The organism is Streptomyces sp. NPDC058955, from assembly GCF_042741435.1.
Taxonomy (GTDB): domain Bacteria; phylum Actinomycetota; class Actinomycetes; order Streptomycetales; family Streptomycetaceae; genus Streptomyces.
On the sequence record NZ_JBHYKM010000131.1, the window covers coordinates 1 to 20629 of the forward strand.

At 73.3% G+C, this 20629-nt stretch carries 21 protein-coding genes and 1 tRNA gene; 11 read left to right on the plus strand and 11 right to left on the minus strand.

Annotation, left to right across the window (positions count from 1 at the left end; translation table 11 throughout):
• Positions 1–453 precede the first annotated feature (453 nt).
• Both ACFW1I_RS32995 and ACFW1I_RS33000 read left to right on the plus strand, forming a co-directional pair.
• Entirely contained in the window at positions 454–1131 is a 678-nt protein-coding gene (locus ACFW1I_RS32995; RefSeq protein WP_384676904.1) for a SigE family RNA polymerase sigma factor, read from the plus strand.
• On the plus strand, positions 1128–2387 hold the full coding sequence (locus ACFW1I_RS33000) for a hypothetical protein (RefSeq protein ID WP_384676870.1): 1260 nt from the start codon (positions 1128–1130) through the stop codon (positions 2385–2387). Before ACFW1I_RS32995 ends, ACFW1I_RS33000 begins: the two co-directional genes overlap by 4 nt.
• Before the next feature lie 66 nt (positions 2388–2453).
• Here the strand turns inward: ACFW1I_RS33000 and ACFW1I_RS33005 are convergent, their stop codons facing one another.
• Positions 2454–3203 (minus strand): SURF1 family protein, encoded by a 750-nt coding sequence (locus ACFW1I_RS33005; RefSeq protein WP_384676872.1) that lies wholly within the window; start codon positions 3201–3203, stop codon positions 2454–2456.
• 92 nt (positions 3204–3295) lie between these two features.
• On the opposite strand from ACFW1I_RS33005, the gene ACFW1I_RS33010 reads away from it, so the two are divergent.
• A complete protein-coding gene (locus ACFW1I_RS33010) occupies positions 3296–4126 on the plus strand; it encodes a class I SAM-dependent methyltransferase (protein WP_384676874.1) in 831 nt (276 codons plus the stop codon).
• On the opposite strand, the gene ACFW1I_RS33015 is transcribed toward ACFW1I_RS33010, so the two are convergent.
• Together ACFW1I_RS33015 and ACFW1I_RS33020 are read right to left on the minus strand one after the other, a co-directional pair.
• Entirely contained in the window at positions 4104–4403 is a 300-nt protein-coding gene (locus ACFW1I_RS33015) for a DUF6191 domain-containing protein (protein WP_384676876.1), read from the minus strand. The two genes, ACFW1I_RS33010 and ACFW1I_RS33015, sit on opposite strands and share 23 nt — an antisense overlap.
• 90 nt (positions 4404–4493) lie before the next feature.
• The gene (locus ACFW1I_RS33020; protein ID WP_384676878.1) at positions 4494–5522 is read right to left on the minus strand and encodes an Lrp/AsnC family transcriptional regulator; all 1029 of its coding nucleotides are present in this window, start codon (positions 5520–5522) and stop codon (positions 4494–4496) included.
• Positions 5523–5712: 190 nt separating this feature from the next.
• Here ACFW1I_RS33020 and ACFW1I_RS33025 point away from each other — a divergent pair, with 190 nt between their 5' ends.
• The 3 genes from ACFW1I_RS33025 to ACFW1I_RS33035 all read left to right on the plus strand — a co-directional run bounded on the left by ACFW1I_RS33025 (position 5713) and on the right by ACFW1I_RS33035 (position 8643).
• Positions 5713–7110: a tetratricopeptide repeat protein gene (locus ACFW1I_RS33025; RefSeq protein WP_384676880.1), complete on the plus strand. Its 1398-nt coding sequence runs from the start codon at positions 5713–5715 to the stop codon at positions 7108–7110.
• Between the two features lie 131 nt (positions 7111–7241).
• A complete protein-coding gene (locus tag ACFW1I_RS33030) occupies positions 7242–8255 on the plus strand; it encodes a YdcF family protein (RefSeq protein ID WP_384676882.1) in 1014 nt (337 codons plus the stop codon).
• A gap of 106 nt (positions 8256–8361) precedes the next feature.
• On the plus strand, positions 8362–8643 hold the full coding sequence (locus ACFW1I_RS33035) for a hypothetical protein (RefSeq protein ID WP_384676883.1): 282 nt from the start codon (positions 8362–8364) through the stop codon (positions 8641–8643).
• A 24-nt stretch (positions 8644–8667) separates the two neighbouring features.
• Here ACFW1I_RS33035 and ACFW1I_RS33040 read toward each other — a convergent pair whose 3' ends face one another.
• The gene (locus ACFW1I_RS33040) at positions 8668–9855 is read right to left on the minus strand and encodes a serine/threonine-protein kinase (protein ID WP_384676885.1); all 1188 of its coding nucleotides are present in this window, start codon (positions 9853–9855) and stop codon (positions 8668–8670) included.
• Positions 9856–10261: 406 nt separating this feature from the next.
• On the opposite strand from ACFW1I_RS33040, the gene ACFW1I_RS33045 reads away from it, so the two are divergent.
• Positions 10262–11140, plus strand: a complete 879-nt coding sequence (locus ACFW1I_RS33045; protein ID WP_384676887.1) for a glycosyltransferase family 2 protein — start codon at positions 10262–10264, stop codon at positions 11138–11140.
• Here the strand turns inward: ACFW1I_RS33045 and ACFW1I_RS33050 are convergent.
• The 4 genes from ACFW1I_RS33050 to ACFW1I_RS33065 all read right to left on the minus strand — a co-directional run bounded on the left by ACFW1I_RS33050 (position 11133) and on the right by ACFW1I_RS33065 (position 13729).
• Complete coding sequence (locus ACFW1I_RS33050; protein ID WP_384676889.1) at positions 11133–11861, minus strand: alpha/beta fold hydrolase; 729 nt, start codon at positions 11859–11861, stop codon at positions 11133–11135. The genes ACFW1I_RS33045 and ACFW1I_RS33050 overlap by 8 nt on opposite strands.
• Before the next feature lie 92 nt (positions 11862–11953).
• Positions 11954–12027 (minus strand) — tRNA-Pro (locus ACFW1I_RS33055).
• Positions 12028–12065: 38 nt separating this feature from the next.
• Positions 12066–12749: a Pr6Pr family membrane protein gene (locus tag ACFW1I_RS33060; protein ID WP_384676891.1), complete on the minus strand. Its 684-nt coding sequence runs from the start codon at positions 12747–12749 to the stop codon at positions 12066–12068.
• A 41-nt stretch (positions 12750–12790) separates the two neighbouring features.
• Positions 12791–13729, minus strand: a complete 939-nt coding sequence (locus tag ACFW1I_RS33065; protein WP_384676893.1) for a metallophosphoesterase — start codon at positions 13727–13729, stop codon at positions 12791–12793.
• A gap of 74 nt (positions 13730–13803) precedes the next feature.
• Here ACFW1I_RS33065 and ACFW1I_RS33070 point away from each other — a divergent pair, with 74 nt between their 5' ends.
• The gene (locus tag ACFW1I_RS33070) at positions 13804–14268 is read left to right on the plus strand and encodes a GatB/YqeY domain-containing protein (RefSeq protein WP_384676895.1); all 465 of its coding nucleotides are present in this window, start codon (positions 13804–13806) and stop codon (positions 14266–14268) included.
• 168 nt (positions 14269–14436) lie between these two features.
• Here the strand turns inward: ACFW1I_RS33070 and ACFW1I_RS33075 are convergent, their stop codons facing one another.
• Complete coding sequence (locus tag ACFW1I_RS33075) at positions 14437–16668, minus strand: transglycosylase domain-containing protein (RefSeq protein ID WP_384676897.1); 2232 nt, start codon at positions 16666–16668, stop codon at positions 14437–14439.
• A gap of 386 nt (positions 16669–17054) precedes the next feature.
• Between ACFW1I_RS33075 and ACFW1I_RS33080 the strand changes: the two genes are divergently transcribed.
• Complete coding sequence (locus ACFW1I_RS33080) at positions 17055–17399, plus strand: WhiB family transcriptional regulator (RefSeq protein ID WP_030495795.1); 345 nt, start codon at positions 17055–17057, stop codon at positions 17397–17399.
• A 24-nt stretch (positions 17400–17423) separates the two neighbouring features.
• On the opposite strand, the gene ACFW1I_RS33085 is transcribed toward ACFW1I_RS33080, so the two are convergent.
• Together ACFW1I_RS33085 and ACFW1I_RS33090 are read right to left on the minus strand one after the other, a co-directional pair.
• The gene (locus ACFW1I_RS33085; protein ID WP_384676899.1) at positions 17424–18824 is read right to left on the minus strand and encodes an ArsA family ATPase; all 1401 of its coding nucleotides are present in this window, start codon (positions 18822–18824) and stop codon (positions 17424–17426) included.
• Positions 18821–19786, minus strand: coding sequence for an ArsA family ATPase (locus tag ACFW1I_RS33090; protein ID WP_384676901.1), 966 nt, complete (start codon positions 19784–19786; stop codon positions 18821–18823). Before ACFW1I_RS33090 ends, ACFW1I_RS33085 begins: the two co-directional genes overlap by 4 nt.
• 123 nt (positions 19787–19909) lie before the next feature.
• On the opposite strand from ACFW1I_RS33090, the gene ACFW1I_RS33095 reads away from it, so the two are divergent.
• Both ACFW1I_RS33095 and ACFW1I_RS33100 read left to right on the plus strand, forming a co-directional pair.
• On the plus strand, positions 19910–20065 hold the full coding sequence (locus ACFW1I_RS33095) for a DUF4177 domain-containing protein (protein WP_158821993.1): 156 nt from the start codon (positions 19910–19912) through the stop codon (positions 20063–20065).
• Positions 20062–20532 carry a RidA family protein gene (locus tag ACFW1I_RS33100; RefSeq protein ID WP_346170327.1) on the plus strand — a complete coding sequence of 157 codons (471 nt, stop codon included), beginning with the start codon at positions 20062–20064 and terminating at the stop codon, positions 20530–20532. The genes ACFW1I_RS33095 and ACFW1I_RS33100 overlap by 4 nt, the downstream gene beginning before the upstream one ends.
• Positions 20533–20629: the final 97 nt, after the last annotated feature.

The following is a 20629-nucleotide window of genomic DNA, read 5'->3' on the forward strand; positions in this document are numbered from 1 at the left end:
ATCTACACCTGCACCGTCGTCGTCAGCGTCCGATGTGTATAAGACCCAGCGACCCCACCGAGCCGAAGATCACCGTCGTCGGCGTGCCGGACACGCCGGGCGCGGTCGTCGTATCCGATTGCGGTGACTTCGTGGGTTCTGTGAACATCCTGTGAGCAATTCGGCGGCGGAACCCCCTTGAACTGCGGTGATGTGGTGTCGGACGATGCTCTTCCCCCTTGCTGCAACTAGTAGTTGGGCGGGGCGCGTCTCCGCGTTCACCCACGAACGTGGCGCGGAGCATGCGAAGAAACGGGGCAAAGGGGGAGAACGGTTACGCATGAGGACGATCTGCTCGTCGCCGAGAACGACGGGGTACGCGTACAACCATCGCGGGGGAACACGAGTCCAACAGGCGTGGCAGACGTACTCGACATTCCCGCGCTCTCCCCGCTCCGCGGGGTCCGCACGGCCGTGCTCCCCCTCCGGGGACCCGGTGGCGTCCCCGCGCCCGCACGCGGGTCGGCGGCCCGCCCGCCCGTACGTCCACGCCCTCTCGACGGGCCTCCGGTGACCACCGTCGTGCCCACCGAATCCCGCGCGGGCGGAGTCAGCGGCATCCCCGCGCCCCGCAAGGCCTCCGACGCCGCCCCCGGCGCCGGCACCACCGTCGACCACCTCACCGAGACCTACCGCGCCCACTACCGGTCGCTGCTCGGCCTCGCCGCCCTCCTCCTCGACGACACCGCCTCCTGCGAGGACGTCGTCCAGGAGGCGTTCATCCGCGTCCACTCGGCCCGCCGGCGCGTCCGCGACCCCGAGAAGACCCTCGCCTACCTGCGCCAGACCGTGGTCAACCTCTCCCGGTCCGCGCTGCGCCGCCGCATCCTCGGCCTCAAGCTGCTCTCCAAGCCGATGCCCGACATGGCCAGCGCCGAGGAGGGGGCGTACGACCAGCTGGAGCGCGACGCCCTCATCAAGGCGATGAAGGGCCTCCAGCGCCGCCAGCGCGAGGTCCTCGTCCTGCGGTACTTCGCCGACATGACCGAGGCCCAGGTCGCCGAGACGCTCGGCATCTCGCTCGGCTCGGTGAAGGCGTACGGTTCCCGGGGCATCGCCGCCCTGCGCGTCGTCATGGAGGCGAAGGCATGAGCGCGGAGCCGGAGAAGGGCCGGGAGCCGGAGGAGGCCGGCGAGGAGCGCCACGACCCCGACGAACGCAGCGGACGCGTCTTCGAACAGGGACGCGTCGGACGTGACGACCTGAGTGGACGACTGATGATGGACTTCGAGCCCGGACCCGGCGAGGACGACGGGGAGGACGAGCTCGCGCTGCGGCGGCTGCTCCACGGCGCCGTCGCGGGCCTCGAACCGTCCACCGAGGCCCTCGACCACCTGCGGCACGCCGTCCCCGCCCGCCGCGCCCGCAAGCGGCAGGCCCTCGTCGGCGCCGCCGCCGCGGCGGTCCTGATCGGCACCGCCGTCCCCGCCCTCGTCCACGTCGCCGGCTCCCCCGGCGTCACCACCGCCAACCCGGCCCTCGCCGGCCACGGCGAACAGGCACAGGGCGGCACCGGCGCCGAGGCCGAGGGCCCGGCCACCACCAAGGCGCCCTCCGTCGAGGTCTCGCCCACCGCGGAACCCACCAAGGGCTCCCCCGGCAAGAACGGCGACCAGACCGGCCCCAAGGGCACCCCCACCGCCTCCGGCACCGCCGCCGCCGGCGGCGGTGCGCCCAGCTGCGCCCGCGGCGCCCTCCAGTCGGCCGGCGCGTACAACAGCGGCCCCGACGCCACCGGAGTCGTCTACGGCGGCTTCACCATCGTCAACGCCTCCCAGGAGGCGTGCGTCGTCGACGGCGACGGCCTGGTCGGCGTCGCCACCATCGGCTCCGCCGACCCCGACCGGATCGCCGTCACCCGGCACAGCAACGGCGACCCGGCGACCGGCCTGCCCGACCCGTCGGCGGAGTCCGCCTCGGTGCTGCTCAAGCCCGGCGGCTCGTACCAGGTGAAGTTCGCCTGGGTGCCGAGCGAGACCTGTCCGGCCATCGGCGGCAGCATCCCGCCGCCCACCCCGACGCCGACCGAGCCCAGCCCGACGCCGACCGAGCCCACGCCCACGCCGACCGAGCCGACGCCGACCGCGACGGAGCCGACGCCCACGCCCACCGAGGGCGGCGAGGGCACCGACCCCGGCGGCACCGAGACCGGCGGCGGCACCGGCACCGGCACCGAGACCGGCACCGGCACCGACTCCGGCGTCAGCACCCAGCTCATGCGCGCCGAACCGGGCCAGGGCAGCGTCACCGTCAGCCACACCGCGGAGCCCGGCGACCCGACCGTCACCACGGTCCTCACCGACGCCTGCGCGGGCACGGTCTACCGGACGGGCCTGCTCAAGAACTGAGAGATGCGAGGAGGGGCCGGGAGAGCGATCTCCCGGCCCCTTCGCCGCATGCGGGACGTGCGCCCGTCAGGGCGCCGCCAGCCCCAGCTCCGCGTCCCGGGCCGCCTCCGCGTCCCGGCGCAGCAGCCGGAACCACATGAAGACCACGAAGCCGCCGAAGACGAACCACTCCGCCGTGTAGCCGAGGTTCTGGAACGCCTTCGCGTCCAGCCCCGTGCCCGCCGCCGCGGCCGCCGGCACCGGCGTGAGACCGGCCGGCGAGTCGGTGAGCGTGATCCACGCGTCGTACACGTCGTCCGGCACCACGTTCACCAGCGAGGCCGCGCTGATCATGCCGAGCTGCCCCTCGGGCAGCCCGCCGGCCGTCCGCACGCCCTTCGTGCCCTGGTTCTCCGACGCCTGGAGCGCGCCCACCACCGTGACCTCGCCGGACGGCGCGGCCGGCGCCTCCGCGCCCGCCGGGAGCCAGCCCCGGACGACCGGCAGCGACCGCCCCTCGTCCGTCCGCAGCAGCGTCAGCACGTACGCGCCCGGTCTGCCGTCCAGCTCCCGGTCCGGCACCAGGAACTGCTCCCCGTACCGGCCGCTGACCTCGGCGGCGCGGCCGGAGGTCTCCTTGTCCACCGGCAGCAGCTCCGCCAGTGGCTCGGCCCGCTGCGCGCTCGCGTCGGGCCGCCGCTCCGCCTCCTGGTGGGAGTCGACGCGATCCTCGAACTTGCCCAGCTGCCAGGTCCCCATGAAGACGCAGACGGGGACGGCCAGCAGGACGAAGAGATTGATCCCCCACCAGCGGGGGGTCCTCAGGAACCGGTACACGCCCCCCACGGTACGGGGACGGCCCCGGCGCACCGCCGGGAGGGCCCGAATACCCGATCGCGCCCCGGCGACCCGGTCGCTAGCCTCGCCGCATGTACTCACCGACCCCCGACGACTGGCACGAGGCCAATCGCGCCCGCTGGGACGAACGCGTGCCGATCCACGCCGCCAGCGAGTTCTACGACCTCGACGCCTTCCGCGCCGGCAAGGACGCCCTGCGCGACTTCGAGCTCGCCGAGGTCGGCGACGTCACCGGTCGCAGCCTGCTGCACCTCCAGTGCCACATCGGCCTCGACACCCTCTCCTGGGCCCGGCACGGCGCCGCCCAGGTCGTCGGCCTCGACTTCTCCGAGCCGGCCGTCGAGACCGCCCGCTCGCTCGCCGCCGACCTCGGCCTCGGGCCCGACCGGGCCGCGTTCGTCGCCGCCGACGTGTACGACGCCGCCGAGGCCGTGCCCGACCGCGCGTACGACATCGTCTACACCGGTGTCGGCGCGCTCTGCTGGCTGCCCGACCTCGACCGCTGGGCGGAGACCGCCGCCTCGCTCGTCGCCCCCGGCGGCTTCCTGTACGTCTCCGAGTTCCACCCCGTCGCGGACTCCTTCGACGACGAGACCGGCAGCACGCTCGTCCACGACTACTTCGTCCGCGACCCCTGGGTGGACACCACCCCCGGCACCTACGCCGACACCGACGCGCAGACGGTGCACAACCGCAGCGTCGAATGGGTCCACCCGGTCGGCGAGGTCGTCACCGCGCTCGCCAGGGCCGGACTGCGCGTCGAGTTCCTGCACGAGCACGACGTCACGCTCGTCCCCCGCTACGCGACCCTGGAGCGCCACGAGGACGGCTACCACCGCTTCCCGGCCGGCCGTCCCCGCATCCCGCTGATGTACTCGGTCAAGGCGTCGCGTCCGGCCTGAGCCGGATCACCGCTCGGCCGCCCGCCAGATCCACCGTGGTCCGGCGCGGCGGCGCGCCGTCCTCCTCGTCGTCCCGCAGCAGCAGGGCGCTCTGCCGCTCCTTCAGCTCGCTCTGCTTCCCGGGCGAGAAGGTGGCGTGCAGCTGCTCGAAGCCGGTCGAGGAGACCGTGCCCCGGCGCTTCCCGCGGCCCGTCATCCGCAGGAACTGGTCGGCGAAGGCGATCGCGGTCAGCAGGATGACCAGACCGGGCAGCGTCACGAACACGGCGAACTCCATGCGCCCAGGAGACCACGCGGGCGGCGCGGACCGGAAGGGGACGGCCCCCGCCCCGGCCGCCCCGCACGGGCCCGGGTCACGCCCTCCGGGTCACGCCTCCGGGCGGACGTGGTGCGTCCGGCGCCCGTCCGCGCCGAGCACCTGCGCCCCGATCTTGTACGTCCGCAGGCTGACCGCCGTCCCCGTGATCCGCAGCGCCGGAGCGGCCCGCACCAGCCCCGCCGTGATCTCGTGCAGCTCCTCGACCGAGCCCAGCCACATCGCCACCGCCAGATTGTGCGGCCCGGTCACCGAGGTGATCACCTGGGTGCGCCGCACCCGGGTCAGCGCCGCCACCGTCGACGCCTCGTCCAGCGGCGCCACCTGCGCCGTCACCATCGCCCACACCGGGCGCCCGGAGAACCGCGGCGCCGGCTGGCAGTGGTGGTGCAGCGCCCCGCCCGCCGACAGGACCTCCAGCCTGCGCCGTACCGTCGACTCGCTGGTGCCGCACTGCCGGGCCAGCTCGGCCGCGCTCCGGCGGGCGTCCCCGGCCAGCTCCGCGACGAGCCGCCGGTCCAGGTCCGTCACCTGGGGGACCACGCGCGCGCGTACCCCGTCCCGCCGCTCCAGGGCGGAGACCTCCGTGAGCAGCCGCGCCTGCGCGGGGGTGAGCTGCTCGACCCGGGAGCGGTAGGGGCGGTTGTGCATCCGGGTGACGACCTGGGTACGGGCCCTGAGCACCCCGGGCAGCCGGCGCACCCGGCCGGTGACGTAGGCGTCGAGCGCGGGCAGGTCCGGCGCGATCAGCAGCAGGATCAGGTCGGCGCCGCCGGTCACCGCGTGGACGCCGAGGGTGCCGGGGTCGCCGGACAGTTCGACCGCCGTGGCCTCGGTGGTGCCGGCGGTGCACTCCAGTTCGACCCACGCGTACAGGGCGGCCTCCGCGCCGCGCCGGGCGATGAGCATCGAGGTCCAGGCGTAGCCGCCGGCGGTGAGGTGCTCCCAGCGGCGGGCGAGGGTGTCGGGTCCGGTCCCGAGGACGGTGGACAGCTGCGTCCAGCTCGCCCGCGGCAGTATCTGGAGCGCGTGGATCAGCGACATGTCCGCCTCTCCCAGGACGGATTCCCCGGTACGCATTTTCCTCCTTGGCCGATCCCCGGAAAACCTTGGTCGTGGCCCCGAGAGCACCCCAGGATGTGGACCAGGGCATATGCATTCAAGCCGCCTCGGCGCTCGATGGCCATGTATTCGGCCAAACGTCACAGTGAGGGTGTCCGGCGGGCCTGGCCATATCCGGGGAAACGGGGACGCACGGGGGATGGAGACCATGAGGCGAGTGGCGGGGGAGCCGCCCGAGTACGAGGTGCTGTGGGGCGAGCCGGTCGGGGCGGACCAGCTCGCCGCCGCCGAGGAGGGGTACGCGTCCGCCGGCCCGGCGGAACGCCTGCTGTGGGAGCGGCTGTCGGTCTTCGAGGGCGCCTTCGACCGGCGGGCGGTGGAGGAGGTCTGCGGGTACGGGGCGCTGGCCGCCGTCGACGTCGGGGTCGTCCTGGACCGGCTGGCGTCCCGGGCGCTGCTGCCGGTGGACGACCTGTTCGACGGCGAGGACGGCGGGCCGCGCCACTGGATGCCGCACGCGATGCGGGCGGTCGGCGCCCGCCGGCTCACCGCGCGCGGCGACCGCTGGCTCGTGGTCCTGCACCACCGCACGTGGTGCGTGAAGGTCGCCCGGCGGGCCGCCGAGTGGTGGCAGCGGGGCCGTCAGCTGGACGCCCGCGACCTGGTACTGCGCGAACTCCCCGACCTGGCCGCGGCGATGGACCCGACGACGGCGGCGGACGCGCCCGGCGACGAGGCCGCCGCGGCCCTGGAGATCGCGGTCTCGCTGTGGTTCCTGTGGGTGTCCTGCGGGCGGGTCACCGAGGGGCGGACCCGGCTGCGGCACGCCCTGGCGCTGCATCCGGGCCCGCCGCCCGCCCGGGCGCTGTGGCTCGCCGCCTTCCTGGAGCTGGAGTCGGGCCGCCCCGAGGACGCCGATCCGCTGCTCGTGCAGGCGTGGGCGAGCGCGGTACGGGACGGGGACGAGCGGTGCCTGGGGCTGCTGGCCCATCTGCGCGGCTCCATCGCCCTCTACCAGGGGCGGACCCGGGCGGCGGCGGACGAGTTCCGGGAGGCGCTGGCGCAGATCGGGGACGTGCCCGACTTCGGGCCGACCCGGGAGGCGTGCTGGGCGGCGCTGGCGCTCTGCTTCAGCCGCACCGACCCTGAGGCCGCCCAGGAGGCGCTGGACCAGCTGGAGCTGGACGGGGTGGGGCGGCGGACCTGGGCGGGCCGCGACGTCTTCGCCGACGCCTGGGCGGACCACGCCCGGGCCGAACTCCTTGCCTGGGACGGGGAGCGGGCCCGGGCCGCCGAGCACGCCCGGCGGGCGCTGCGCGAGCATCTGCGGCTCGGCTCCGCGGTCGGCGCCGCCTGCTCCGCCGAACTCCTCGCCCGCATCCGGCTGCTGGACGGCCGCCCCGACCGGGCAGCCCATCTCCTGGGCGCCGTCGACCTGTTGCGCACGGCCGCCTTCGACACCTCCTACCGGCCGGCCCGGTACTGCACGGCGGCCCGGTCCCGCAGCGACGCGGCGCTGAACGCGCTGCTGGCGGACCCGGAGCTGCGGGAGGCGTACGAAGAGGGCGCGCGGAAGGGGCTGTTCGCGCTCTCCCGGGAGCGCTGACCGCCCCTCCCGGCCGCGATTCCCCCCCGGCCGCACCCGTGAGGGGTGGGGACGGTCCGCCCGTCGAGGAGTTGTCCACAGCTTCGTCCGGGGTCTGCTCCGTCGCCCGGCCCGGTGCCTACGATGGCGCCATGATCGCTTTCGCGGTGTCCGCCCTCTTCCTCCTCTGCTTCGGGGTCGGCGTGCTGCGCGACCGCCGCCGCTTCGGGAACGCGGTGTACCTCGGTCTCGCCGTCACCTTCCTCGGCCTCGGCCTGCTCTCGGCCGTCGACGACCTGCCGCACGGTCTGACGGAGACGGTCCTCGTCCTGCTCCTGCTGGTGCTCGGCCTCGGCCCGGTGGTCCTCGCCGGGCTGCTCTGCGCCAACGGCGTCGAGATGATCCGCAAGGAGGGCAGACGCCCGGCCAACCTGCTCTCGCTCCTCGCCGGCCTCGGCATCTTCGGGGTGCTCGGGCTGACGGCGGTGGCAATCCTGCTCCGCTCCCGGGTCCTCGGCGTCGTGTCCGTCACCCTGCTGCTCGTCCTCGGCTACGTCTCCTTCCTCTTCCTCTGCTTCGTGGGGTACGCGTTCCTCTACGGCCGGATGCGGCTGCGCCGGGACGCCGGCTTCGTGGTGGTGCTGGGTTCCGGGCTGATCGGCGGCCGGCGGGTGCCGCCGCTCCTCGCGAGCCGGCTCGACCGGGGGCGGGAGGTGTACGAGCGGCTGGCCGCGCGCGGCGGGGACGGGCCGCCGCTCCTCGTCACCTCCGGTGGCCAGGGCCCGGACGAGGAGCTGCCGGAGTCCCACGCCATGGCCGCGTACCTGGTGGAGCGGGGCTTCCCGGAGGACCGGATCGTCCGCGAGGACCGCTCCCGCACCACCGAGGAGAACCTGCTCTTCAGCAAGGAGCTGATGGAGGCGGAGCGGCCGGGCGCCGGCTGTGTCGTCGTCACCAACAACTTCCACGCCTTCCGGGCGGCGCTCATGGCGCGGAAGGCGGGGGTGGACGGCCAGGTGGTGGGCTCGCCGACCGCCGCGTACTTCTGGCCGAGCGCCACGATCCGCGAGTTCGCCGCGGTCTTCCTGGAGTACCGGGCGGTGAACCTGACGGTCTGCGCCGTGCTGGTCGGCATCGGCTGCCTGGGGCTCCTCTTCACGCGGTGACGGCCGGTCCGGAGGGGCGGGCCGGGCCCGGCGTCCCTACGCTGGAGGGACGGAGGTGTCCGCAGGCGCCGGAGGCGGCGTCCGGAGCCCGCCGCGGAGGTGACCCATGAGGCGACGCCACCACTTCCACATCGACTACCGGGGCCATTCGGTCTCGGCGACCGTGGAGACCGGTCTGCGGCCCGTGGTCGAGGTGCTGGTCGACGGCAAGGAGACCGGGCACACGCCGGCCGAGGGCGACCGTCCGGTGGCCGTCCCGATCGAGCTGCCGACGGACCCGCCGACCCCGGCGACCGTGCGCGCCACCGCGGGCCCGGGCGTGCCCCGCTGTCTCCTCATCGTCGAGGGGGACCCCGACGCGCACGTCATGGCACCCCGGCTGTACTGAGGGGGCGCGGCCCGGGTGGCCCGGTCAGGACAGCCAGGCCATGCCGATGAAGAGGAAGACGACGAAGGCGACGATCCCGGCGACGGCGGCCGTCTTGCGCGGCCGGCGCCGGGACAGCTCGGCGAGCGCGCCCCCGGCGGACCCGGAGCCGCCCCCGCTCCGCCCGCCCGCCCGCCGGCGCGCGCCGCCGCCCGCGGCGGCCGCCACGGCCGTCGGCGCGGAAGCGGGCCCGGGGGAGAAGGAGGAGGGGGTGGGGGAGGGGGGCCGGGGGGCGGGGGGCCGGGAAGCGGGCATGGCGGCCGGCGAAGGACCGGGCCCGAGGTGCGCGGGCGGCGCCGTCTGCACCGGCGGGGCGGCGGGGACGGCCCCGGGCATGGCCGCGGCGGCGGGGCGGGGCGCGTACTCCCGCCAGGCGCCGGAGCCGAACCAGTCGGCGATGGCCTGGGCCGGCGGGCGCTGCTCGGGCTGCTTGGCCAGCAGGCTCAGCAGATACGCCTCGAAGGCGGGGGTGAGGACGACCCCGAGCCGGCTCGGCGGGGTCGGCGCGCTGTCGATGTGCTGGTACAGCAGGGCGGTCGCGGTGTCCGCGCGGAACGGCGGGTGCCCGGTGAGCAGCTGGTAGAGGACGCAGCCCAGCGAGTAGACGTCCGAGGCGGGCGAGGCGGGCTTGCCGAGGGCCCGCTCCGGGGCCAGGTAGAGGCCGGTGCCGACGATCTGCCCGGTGGTGGTCAGCCCGGCCGAGGGGTCGTCGACGAAGCGGGCGATGCCGAAGTCGGCCAGCTTGACCGTGCCCTCGGCGTCCATGAGCAGGTTGCCGGGCTTGATGTCGCGGTGGACCACGCCCTGCCGGTGGGCGGCGGCGAGGCCGGCGGCGGCGTGCGCGGCGACCACGGCGACCCGCTCGGCGGGCAGCACCAGCGGGTGGGCGGGGGTGGAGCCGAGGCTGTCGCCCTCGACCAGCTCCATCACCAGGAAGAGCTTGCCGTCCCAGGTGCCGAAGTCGAAGACGCCGACGACGTGCGGGTGGCTGAGCCGGGCGGCGGTCTGCGCCTCCAGGCGGAAGCGGTCGGCACCGGAGGGGTCGGTGGACTGCGCCAGCATCAGCTTCACGGCGACCGGCCGGCCGAGGACCTCGTCGGTGGCCTGCCACACCTCGCCCATGCCGCCACGGCCGATACACCCGTGAAGCCGATATCGGTCCGCGACCAGCACCAGGAGACGCCCTTTCGACAATCGATCACTTGACGGCAGAGGACCAGGGTAGAGCCGCCGGCCCCGCGCCCTCGCCGCGCTCCCCCCGAAGCGGAACCACGACGGAACCGCGGACGGAACCACGACGGAACCACGACGGAACCGCCGACGTACGCACGGACGCCGGGGAGGCCCCCGGGGGTTCCGCCACGGACGGACCGATTCCACCGGCCACCGATCCGGCCCGCCCCCTTCCCGCTCCCGCCCCCGCCCCACCCCGCCTGCCACCCCGCCTCCCACCCCGGGTACCGCTCCGGTACCTTCCGGGTTCCGTCCGGGTTCCCGGAGGGTGAACAATGGGTGCCGTGGGGCCGGCGGGAGCCGGCCCGCACGCGAGACCCGACCCCGAGCTGGAACGGAGTGGACCGTGGCGCGACCGAGAGTGGGCGTGGCGGTACTGACGATGGGCACCCGCCCCGCCGAGCTGGGCGCGCTGCTCGACTCGGTGGCGCGGCAGGACGAGCCCGCCGCCCGCGTCGTCGTGGTCGGCAACGGCACCGGTTCGCTGCCCGCGCTCCCCGACGGCGTCACCGGGGTGGAGCTGCCCGAGAACCGCGGGGTCACCGGCGGGCGGAACGTGGCCATCGACACCCTCCGCTCCTTCGGCGACGTGGACGTCCTGGTGGACCTGGACGACGACGGCCTGCTGATCGACACGGACGTCTTCCGCCGCCTGGCGGACCTGTACGAGACCGAGCCGGAGCTCGGCGTGGTCTCCTTCCGGATCGCCGACGAGACGGGCGAGACCCAGCGCCGGCACATCCCGCGGCTCGGCGCGAAGGACCCGATGCGCGGAGGCGAGGTCACCACCTTCCTCGGTGGCGGCCACGGCCTGTCGATGCCGATGCTCGACCGGATCGGCGGCTGGCCGGAGGACTTCTTCTTCGCGCACGAGGAGACCGACCTGGCCTGGCGGGCCCTCGACGCCGGCTGGCGGATCAAGTACGCGCCCGAGCTGCTGCTCCAGCACCCGAAGACCAGCCCGGCCCGGCACGACGTCTACTACCGGATGACGGCCCGCAACCGCGTGTGGCTGGCGAAGCGGAACCTGCCGGCCCCGCTGGTCCCGCTCTACCTGGCGGTCTGGGTCCTGCTGACCGTGGCCCGCACCCGCTCGGTGCGGGGTCTGCGCGCCTGGTTCGGGGGGTTCGCGGAGGGCCTGAAGGCCCCCGCCGGCCCGCGCCGCCCGATGCGCTGGTCCACCGTGCTGCGCATGACGAGGCTGGGCCGCCCGCCGATCATCTGACGCCGGTCCCCAGGAACTCCTCGACCAGGTCCGCCCATCCCTCCGGGTCCTCCCAGAACGGCAGGTGCCCGGTGGCGAGTTCGGCGGTCCTGGCGCCCGGGACGGCGGCGGCGAGCGCCCGCTGGCGGTCGGGGGAGACCAGCGGGTCCTCGGCGGTGACGACGACGAGCGCCGGCGCCGCGATCCGCCCCAGGTCCTCCCGTACGTCGATCCGCCCGGCGAGCTCCAGATGGCCGGGGGTCCCGGCGGGCGGCGCGGGCGCCAGCATCAGCATGGCCCGCAGCCGGTCCGGATCGGTCCGGTCCAGAAAGCTCCCGCCGAGCCCGCTCAGCGCCAGGTGCTCGGCGAGCAGCCGCGGCCGCCCGCTCTCGTACAGCCCCCGCCACAGCGAGAGCCCCAGCCGCATCCGGTGGTCGGCCCGGGCGAACGGCGCGGTCAGCACCACCCCCGTGACCCGCTCCGGATGCCGCACCGCGAGCCGCACGGCCAACGGCGTCCCCAGCGAGTACCCGCACACGACGAACGCCCCCACCCCGGCGTCGTCGGCGGCGGCCACGAGCCCGTCCACGACCTCGTCGACGGGGACCCCGCCCCGCCCGGGCAACTCTCCGGCCACGTACCGGAACCGCTCCCCGAGCCGCCGCCGCAACCCCCCGAAGTGCCCCTCGGCACTCCCCCCGGCCCCGTGCACCCACAACAACCCCGTCACACCGGCCCCCACCCCGCGGCAACAGAAACAGGAACAGAAACAGCAACAGAAACAGGTGAGGCCGGTACTGAGATCAGTACCGGCCTCACCTGCTGTTTCGGCTGTCGGGGTGGCGGGATTTGAACCCACGACCTCTTCGTCCCGAACGAAGCGCGCTGCCAAGCTGCGCTACACCCCGATGTCGCTGCTCTGTTGTTCTCGTCGCGGCGACATCGATTACTTTAGCCCACCGGCGCCCAGAGACGAAATCCGGTTCTCGCGGCCCGCCACTGCAGGTCGGAAGCGGTCGGCCAGGACGAGGAGGAGGCCGAGGGCGTAGAAGGCGAGGCCGAGGACGAGGGCGTTGAACAGGACGTCGGCGTAGCCGTGGGCGGCGACGTCGAGGAAGGGGTACGTGTACCGGGTCGGGTGGCCCGCGGGGAGCAGGGCGCCGCGGACCAGGGAGAAGACCAGGTACGTGCCAGGGGCGGCGAGCCAGAGGGCGGCGTGGCGGGGGCGGAAGGCGCCGGGGCGGGTGAGCAGCAGCCAGTCCAGGGCGACGCCGAGGGGGGTGACCGTGTGCAGGAGCTGGTTGGAGACGGCCCGGGCGCCGGTGAGCGCGTCGATGGCGGCGGCCTGGTCGAAGCCGCTCGACGGGTTGTCGAGGACCAGGTGGAAGACGAGTCCGACGACGGAGATGCAGAGCAGCGTCCCGCCGGTCCAGAGGGCCGGCAGCGGGGGCCGGCCGGTCCAGGCGCGGACGGCGCCGAGGCCGAGGACGACGGCGACGGCGGTGTTGGTCCAGATGGTGAAGAAGCTGAAGGCGACGAGGGGGTTCCCCACGACGCAGTCGATCGTCACGCCGGTCGCCGCGGTGAGGGCGATCAGGGCGCGGACGACGGCGATGAAACGGTTCGGCATGGCCGCCACGGTACGGGGGCGGGGGCGCCCCCGTACGGAGGTCAGGCGCGTGCCGTCAGGGTGAGCAGCGTCGCCTCGGGCGGGCAGGCGAAGCGGACCGGGGTGAAGCGGTTGGTGCCGCAGCCCGCCGAGACGTGCAGGTAGGAGGTGTGGCCGCCGGCGGTGTGGGTGGAGAGGCCCTTCACGCGGTCGGTGTCGAGGTCGCAGTTGGTGACGAGGGCCCCGTAGAAGGGGACGCACAGCTGCCCGCCGTGGGTGTGCCCGGCGAGGACCAGCTCGTAGCCGTCGGCGGTGAAGGCGTCGAGGGTGCGCAGGTAGGGGGCGTGCACGATGCCCAGGGAGAAGTCCGCCGAGGCGTCGGGGCCGCCGGCCACCCGCTCGTACCGGTCCCGCTTGATGTGCGGGTCGTCGAGGCCGGTGAAGGCCAGCTCGGCCTGGGGCAGCTTGAGCCGGCCGCGGGTGTTGGTGAGGTCCACCCAGCCGGCCGCGTCGAAGGCGTCCTTCATGCCCTCCCACGGGTTGTGCACGGCGCCGACGACCGGCTTGTTGCCGTTGAGCCCGTGCCGGCCCTGCGCCTTCTCCAGGAGGTAGCGGGCGGGGTTGCGCAGCCGGGGGCCGTAGTAGTCGTTGGAGCCGAAGACGTACACGCCGGGGAACTCCATCAGCGGTCCCAGCGCGTCGAGGAGCTCCGGCACGGCCTCGGTGTCGGAGAGGTTGTCGCCGGTGTTCACGACGAAGTCGGGGCGGAGCCCGGCGAGCTTCTGCAGCCAGGCGCGCTTCTTGTTCTGGCCGCACACCATGTGCACGTCCGAGACCTGGAGCACCCGGAGGTCGTCCATGCCCGGTGGCAGGACGGGGACGGTGATCCGGCGGAGCCGGAAGGAGCGGGCCTCGAAGCCCGCCGCGTAGACGAGTCCGGCCGCGGCCGTGGCCGCGACGCCTGCCGTGATCTTCAGGGGGATCCCGTACCGTGCGCGCATCCCCCCATCGTTCCAGACCCGTGGGGCGTAAATGCACGGGCGGTACGCCGGGAGCACCTGCCACACTTGATGCCATGACCACGCTCAAGGCACGACTGAAGGACGACCTCAACGCCGCGATCAAGGACCGCGACGAGCTGCGCTCCTCGACCCTGCGGCTGACCATCGCCGCGATCACCAAGGAGGAGGTCGCGGGCAAGACCAAGCGCGAGCTCTCCGAGGACGAGGTGCAGAAGGTGATCGCCAAGGAGGCGAAGAAGCGGCGCGAGGCCGCGGACGCCTTCGAGCAGGGCGGTCGCCACGAGTCGGCCGAGCGCGAGCGGGCGGAGGGCGTCCTCCTCGACGCGTACCTGCCCAAGCAGCTCTCCGACGAGGAGCTGGACGGCATCGTCGCCGCCGCCGTCGAGGAGGCGAAGGCCGCCGGTGCCGAGGGCCCGCGGGCCATGGGCGCCGTGATGAAGATCGTGAACCCGAAGGTGGCCGGCCAGGCCGAGGGCGGCCGGGTCGCCGCCGCGGTGAAGAAGCTGCTCGCGGGCTGAGCCCAGAGCCCCGTACGTGACAGAAGGGGGGGGCGGCAGCCGCAGACCCGAGCGGGGGGTGAGCGGAACTAGCACGCGAACGCGCGCGCACACACCCCGCCCCCCCCCCGCCAGCCCCCCCCCCCGCCCCCCCCCACCCCCCCCCCCTTCTCACGTCCGTGCCGCGCGTCAGCCCCTGCCGCGGCCGCCGTTGCCGCCCCGGGTGGCGTCGCCGCCGGTCAGATCGGGGAGCGGGATGGTCGGGATCGTGATGGTCGGCTTGTCGGACGGCTTGTCGTCGTCCCGGTCGCCGGGCTTGCCGTCCTCCGGCTTGTCCTTCGGCTTCGGCTTCTCGGCCCGGGGGACCTTGACGTCGACGAAGGAGGGCGCGTCGGAGCCGAGCGCGCCGGTCATGGCGATCCGCCAGATCGGGCCGGGGAGGCAGCCACCGCAGACCTTGTCGTAGTAGACGCCGCCGATGGTGAGGTCGTACATCTCCTGGCGCTCGCCGACATCGTCGCCGACCCAGACGGCGGTGGACAGGTCCGGGGTGTAGCCGACGAACCAGGCGTCCTTGCGGCCTTCGGTGGTACCGGTCTTGCCCGCGTTGTCCCGGTCGCTCAGACCGGCCCGGGTACCGGTGCCGTCCTCGACGACGCCCTTCAGCATCTGGTTGATCATGTCGGCGGTGCGGTCGGACATCGCGCGCGTGCACTTGGTCTGCGGCACGTTCAGCTTGTCGCCGTTGGCGGTCTTGATGGAGTCGATGACCACCGGGACGCAGTAGATGCCGCGGTTGGCGAAGGTCGCGTAGACGTTCGCCATGTCGAGCGGGGTGCTCTCCGGGGTGCCGAGGGTCGCGGCCGGGCTCTGCCGGATCGGCTTGCCCAGCTCGCGCTCGTAGCCGACCTTCTTCGCCATCGTCAGCGTCTCGCAGAGGCCGGCCATCTGCTCCAGCTTGGCGAAGTACGTGTTGATGGACTTGCCGAGGGCGCTCGTCATGTCGAACATGCCCTTCTCGGACTTGAGCTCGTTCTGGACCGGCCACTCCTTGTTGCCGGCGGGCCTGCCGTCGCAGCGCGTGAAGTCGCTCTCCTGCATGGAGATCTTCCACGGCGTGTCGAAGTTCTGCGCCGGGCTGATCCCCTTCTCCAGGGCCGCGGCGGCTGTGATCGGCTTGAAGGTCGAGCCGACCTGGAAGCCGTACGTGGTGCCGCCCATCTTGCTGCCGACGGCGAGGTTGAGCGTGGTCTGGTGCTGCTTCTGGTCCAGGCCGTACGGGCGGGACTGGCTCATCGACAGGATCTTGCCGGTGCCGGGCTGGACCTGGACGACGGCGGTCGCGACCGGGTCGTCCTTGTTCACCTTGGCCACGGCCGCCTCGTTCGCCGCCGCCTGCGCCTTCGGGTCCAGCGTGGTGCGGACGGTCAGACCGCCCAGGTTCCACAGCTTCTGGCGGTCCTCGGCGGTCTTGCCGAAGATCGGGTCGCTGAGGATCGTCTTGCGGACGTAGTCGCAGAAGAAGCCGGCGCCGTCGACGGCGGTGATGCAGCCGTTCTTCGGCGACTTCACCTTCAGCTTGATCGGCGTCGCCTTGGCCTTCTCGAACTCGGCCTGGCTGATGTCGCCGACGTCCATCATCCGCTGGAGGACGATGTTCCGCCGCTTGGTGGCTTCCTGGAGGTCGTTGATGGGGTCGAAGCGGCTCGGCGACTGCACCAGGCCGGCCATCATCGCGGCCTCGCCCAGGTCCAGCTTGGCCGCGGGCTTGGAGAAGTAGCGCTGCGAGGCGGCCTCGATGCCGTACGCCTGCTGCCCGAAGAACGTGATGTTGAGGTAGTTCTCCAGGATCTTCTTCTTGCCCAGCTCCTCCTCGACCTGGATCGCGTACTTCAGCTCGCGGACCTTGCGGCCGATCGTCTGCTGGGTGGCCTGCGCGACCTTCTCCGGGTCGTCACCGGCCTCCTCGACGAAGACGTTCTTCACGTACTGCTGGGTGAGCGTGGACGCGCCCTCGGAGACGCCGCCCGACTGCGCGTTCTTGTTGATCGCGCGGAGCACGCCCTTGAGGTCGATGGCCCCGTGCTCGTAGAAGCGCGAGTCCTCGATCGCGACGATCGCCTTCTGCATGTACGGGGAGATCTTCTCCAGCGGCACCACCTTGCGGTCCCGCGAGTAGACCGTGGCGATGAGCCCGCCCTCGGAGTCCAGGATGGTGGTGCGCTGGCTGAGTGGCGGGGTCTTCAGATTCGAGGGGATCTCGTCGAACCCCTCGACCGTGCCCTTGGCCGCCAGACCCAGTGCGCCGGCCGCGGGCAGGGCGATGCCCGCCAGCACGGCTCCGGAGAGCACACTGACACCGAGGAACTTGGCGGCCTGCTGGGTCCCGGTCAGACCACCGCCCGAGCGCTTCTTTGCCATGGGGGCAGCCTACGTTCTCAATCGCCGGACACGCGTATATGCCTTGGCCTAAGCTGCTCCCAACTGTCACAGGAGTGCGGTCCCGTATCAACCCCCGTGCGTGACATTCGCCTGATTTCCGGCATGAGTTCCCGCGTCCCCGAATCCGCGGGAAGAGCATGTCCGATTCCGGTGCGTGTGTCGTGGGGTGTCCCATAACACACGCATGTCCTGCGCTCACTCCCCTGGGTGATCTGACGCGCACGCATAGTCCGTTCGGACCATTCAAGATTGGGCCCGAAGGGGGTGTTGCGCTGTCCCCGCCTTCCGTAACGTCCCAACTGGCAGCGGTGAATATGCCGCTGCCGCCGTGGGGGAGCCTCGATTCGGGAGAGGACGGCGCCGGTATGGGCTGGGTAGCTGACTGGAGTGCGCAGGCGGCCTGCCGCACTACCGATCCGGATGAACTTTTCGTGCAGGGAGCGGCACAGAACCGGGCGAAGGCGGTGTGCACCGGCTGCCCGGTGCGCACCGAGTGCCTGGCCGACGCCCTGGACAACCGTGTGGAGTTCGGCGTGTGGGGCGGCATGACGGAGCGCGAGCGCCGTGCCCTGCTGCGCCGGCGGCCCACGGTCACCTCGTGGCGGCGGCTCCTGGAGACCGCCCGCACCGAGTACGAGCGCGGCGCGGGCCTGCTGCCCGTGGCGATGGAGGACGACGCGACGTACGAGGAGTACGCCGCGGTCGGATAGCCCCGCTCGCCCCGTGAGGTCCCGTCAGGACCGGTCGCGCGGGGACGAGAGGCACTCACCGATGGCCCGCAGCCCGGCGAGGTCGTGCACATCGCCGGGCAGGGCGGCCACCTCGGTCACCGGCACCTCCGGGTGGAGGGCCGTGAAGCGGTCCCGCGTGCGCTGTTCGCGCGCGAGCACCCGCATCCGCTCGGCGTGCAGCCGGAGCAGACCCGCGGTGAGCCGCGCGATGTCCGGATCGGTGTCCGGATCGGTGTCCGTGCCGTGTTCTTCGCTGCCGTGGTGTTCTTCGGGCACGTCGGCTGTGGGGGCAGCCTCGGGTGCGGCAGGGGGGCGTTCGGGGGAGTCGGCGGCGGTGGCGGGGTGCGACGGCTCGGACGACGGGGCCGGGACGCCACGCAGTCCAGCATTCCCGGCCGCCTGATCCACAATGCGGCCCTCCTCAAGATTTTCCGCGGCCGCCCGTGCCCGCTCGGCAGAGAGCCGCTCCGCACCGCTGCCGTGCACCCGGTTGAGGACGAGACCGGCCAGCGGCATGCCCTCGGCGGCCAGCCGCTCCACGAAGTACGCGGCCTCCCGCAGCGCGTCCCGCTCGGGCGCCGCGACCACGAGGAAGGCCGTGCCCGGCGCCTGGAGCAGCCGGTACGTGGCGTCCGCCCGCGTCCGGAAGCCGCCGAACATCGTGTCCATCGCGGCGACGAAGGTCTGCACGTCGCCCAGGAACTGACCCCCCAGCAGCTTCCCCAGCGTCCCCGACATCATCGACATGCCGACGTTGAGGAACTTCATCCCGGCCCGGCCGCCCACCTTCGCCGGCGCCATCAGCAGCTTGATGAACTTCCCGTCCAGGAAGGACCCGAGCCGCTTCGGCGCGTCCAGGAAGTCCAGCGCCGAGCGGGACGGCGGGGTGTCGACGACGATCAGGTCCCACTCGTCCCGGGCCCGCAGCTGGCCCAGCTTCTCCATCGCCATGTACTCCTGCGTACCGGCGAAACCGGCCGACAGGGACTGGTAGAAGGGGTTCTCCAGGATCGCCCGGGCCCGGGCCGGCTCCGCGTGCGCCTCGACGATCTCGTCGAAGGTCCGCTTCATGTCCAGCATCATGGCGTGCAGCTCGCCGCCGTCCGGCCCCTTCACGCCGTCCACCTTGCGGGGCGTGTTGTCCAGCGCGTCGATGCCCATCGACTGGGCCAGCCGGCGGGCCGGGTCGATGGTGAGGACGACCACCCGCCGGCCCCGCTCCGCCGCCCGCACGCCCAGCGCCGCCGCCGTGGTCGTCTTGCCGACCCCGCCGGAACCGCAGCAGACGATGATCCTCGTCCCCCGGTCGTCCAGGATCGGGTCGATCTCCAGGACGGGCACGGCGTCGAGCCCGCCCGTGGCGGTGTCCGGGGCCTCGTCCGACCCGGGGATCCGCTCCGTCACGCCGCACCCACCCCTTGCCTCCGCAGTTCCTTCGCCAGCCGGTAGAGGCCCGCGATGTCCGCGCCGTCGCCCAGGTACGGCAGCTCGTGCGCGGGCACGCCGACACCGTCCAGGACCGCCCGCTGGGTCCGCTCCAGCTCCACCCGCCGGGCGTGCTCGGCCGCCTGGTCGAGCAGCGGCTCCACCAGCCCGGCGCCGCCCGCGACCCCGGCGGACACCAGCGCCCGCGCGATCGCCTCGCGGTGGTCGCCGGAGGCGGCCCGCACCGCCGCCTCGTCCAGCACCTGCGGGCGGACCATGTTGACCACCACCCGGCCCACCGGCAGCCCCGCCGCGCGCAGTTCGGCGACGCCGTCCGCCGTCTCCTGGACCGGCATCTCCTCCAGCAGCGTCACCAGGTGCACCGCCGTGTCGGGCGATTTGAGGACGCCCATCACGGCCTGCGCCTGGTTGTGTATCGGGCCGATCCTGGCCAGCCCGGCCACCTCGTCGTTCACGTTGAGGAAGCGGGTGACGCGGCCGGTCGGCGGCGCGTCCATCACCACGTGGTCGTAGACCGGGCGGCCGTCCCGGTCCCGCCGGCGGACCGCCTCGCACGCCTTCCCGGTGAGCAGGACGTCCCGTACCCCCGGGGCTATCGTCGTCGCGAAGTCGATCGCGCCGAGCTTCTTCAGCGCCCGGCCCGCGCCGCCCAGTTTGTAGAACATCTGGAGGTAGTCGAGGAGCGCGCGCTCGGCGTCGATCGCCAGCGCGTACACCTCGCCGCCGCCCGGAGCCACGGCGATCTTGCGCTCCTCGTAGGGAAGCGCCTCCGTCTCGAAGAGCTGTGCGATGCCCTGTCTGCCTTCGACCTCGACGAGGAGCGTGCGCTTCCCCTCCGTCGCGAGGGCGAGGGCGAGGGCGGCGGCGACCGTCGTCTTACCGGTACCGCCCTTGCCGCTGACGACCTGGAGCCTGCTCACGCTGTCGAGCCTAACCACTGGCGGGCCCGCGCAATCAGCGGACCGCCCCGGAGAGCCCCCGGAGTCCGGACCCTAGGGGGAGCCTCGGCGGAGCACTCCGCCGCAGCGGCTACAGTCGGGCCCATGACCAAGTGGGAGTACGTCACGGTGCCGCTTCTGGTGCACGCGACCAAGCAGATTCTCGACAACTGGGGCCAGGACGGCTGGGAGCTCGTCCAGGTCGTGCCCGGGCCCAACCCGGAGCAGCTGGTGGCCTACATGAAGCGGCCGCAGTCGTGAGCGGGGCCGTCGAGGCGCGGATCGCCGAGCTGGGCCTGAAGCTGCCCGAGGTCGTCCCGCCGCTCGCCGCCTACCAGCCGGCCGTGCAGTCCGGCGTGTACGTCTACACCTCGGGCCAGCTCCCGATGGTGGAGGGCAAGCTTCCGGTGACCGGCAAGGTCGGCGCCGAGGTGACCGCCGAGGAGGCCAAGGCGCTCGCCGCCACCTGCGCGCTGAACGCGCTCGCGGCCGTGAAGTCGGTCGCCGGTGACCTCGACCGCATCAAGCGGGTCGTGAAGGTCGTCGGCTTCGTCGCCTCCGCCGCCGACTTCACCGGCCAGCCCGGCGTCATCAACGGCGCCAGCGAGCTGCTCGGCGAGATCCTCGGCGACAAGGGCGTGCACGCCCGCAGCGCCGTCGGCGTCACCGTCCTCCCGCTCGACGCCCCCGTCGAGGTCGAGGTCCAGGTCGAGCTGACCGAGGCCTGACGGAAGCCTTCCGCCGGAGAGCCGGGGGGGGGGGGGGCGGCGGGCGGGGGGGGGGGCGGGTGGGGGTGGGTTGTGTGGGGGGTCGCACAGAGAGTGA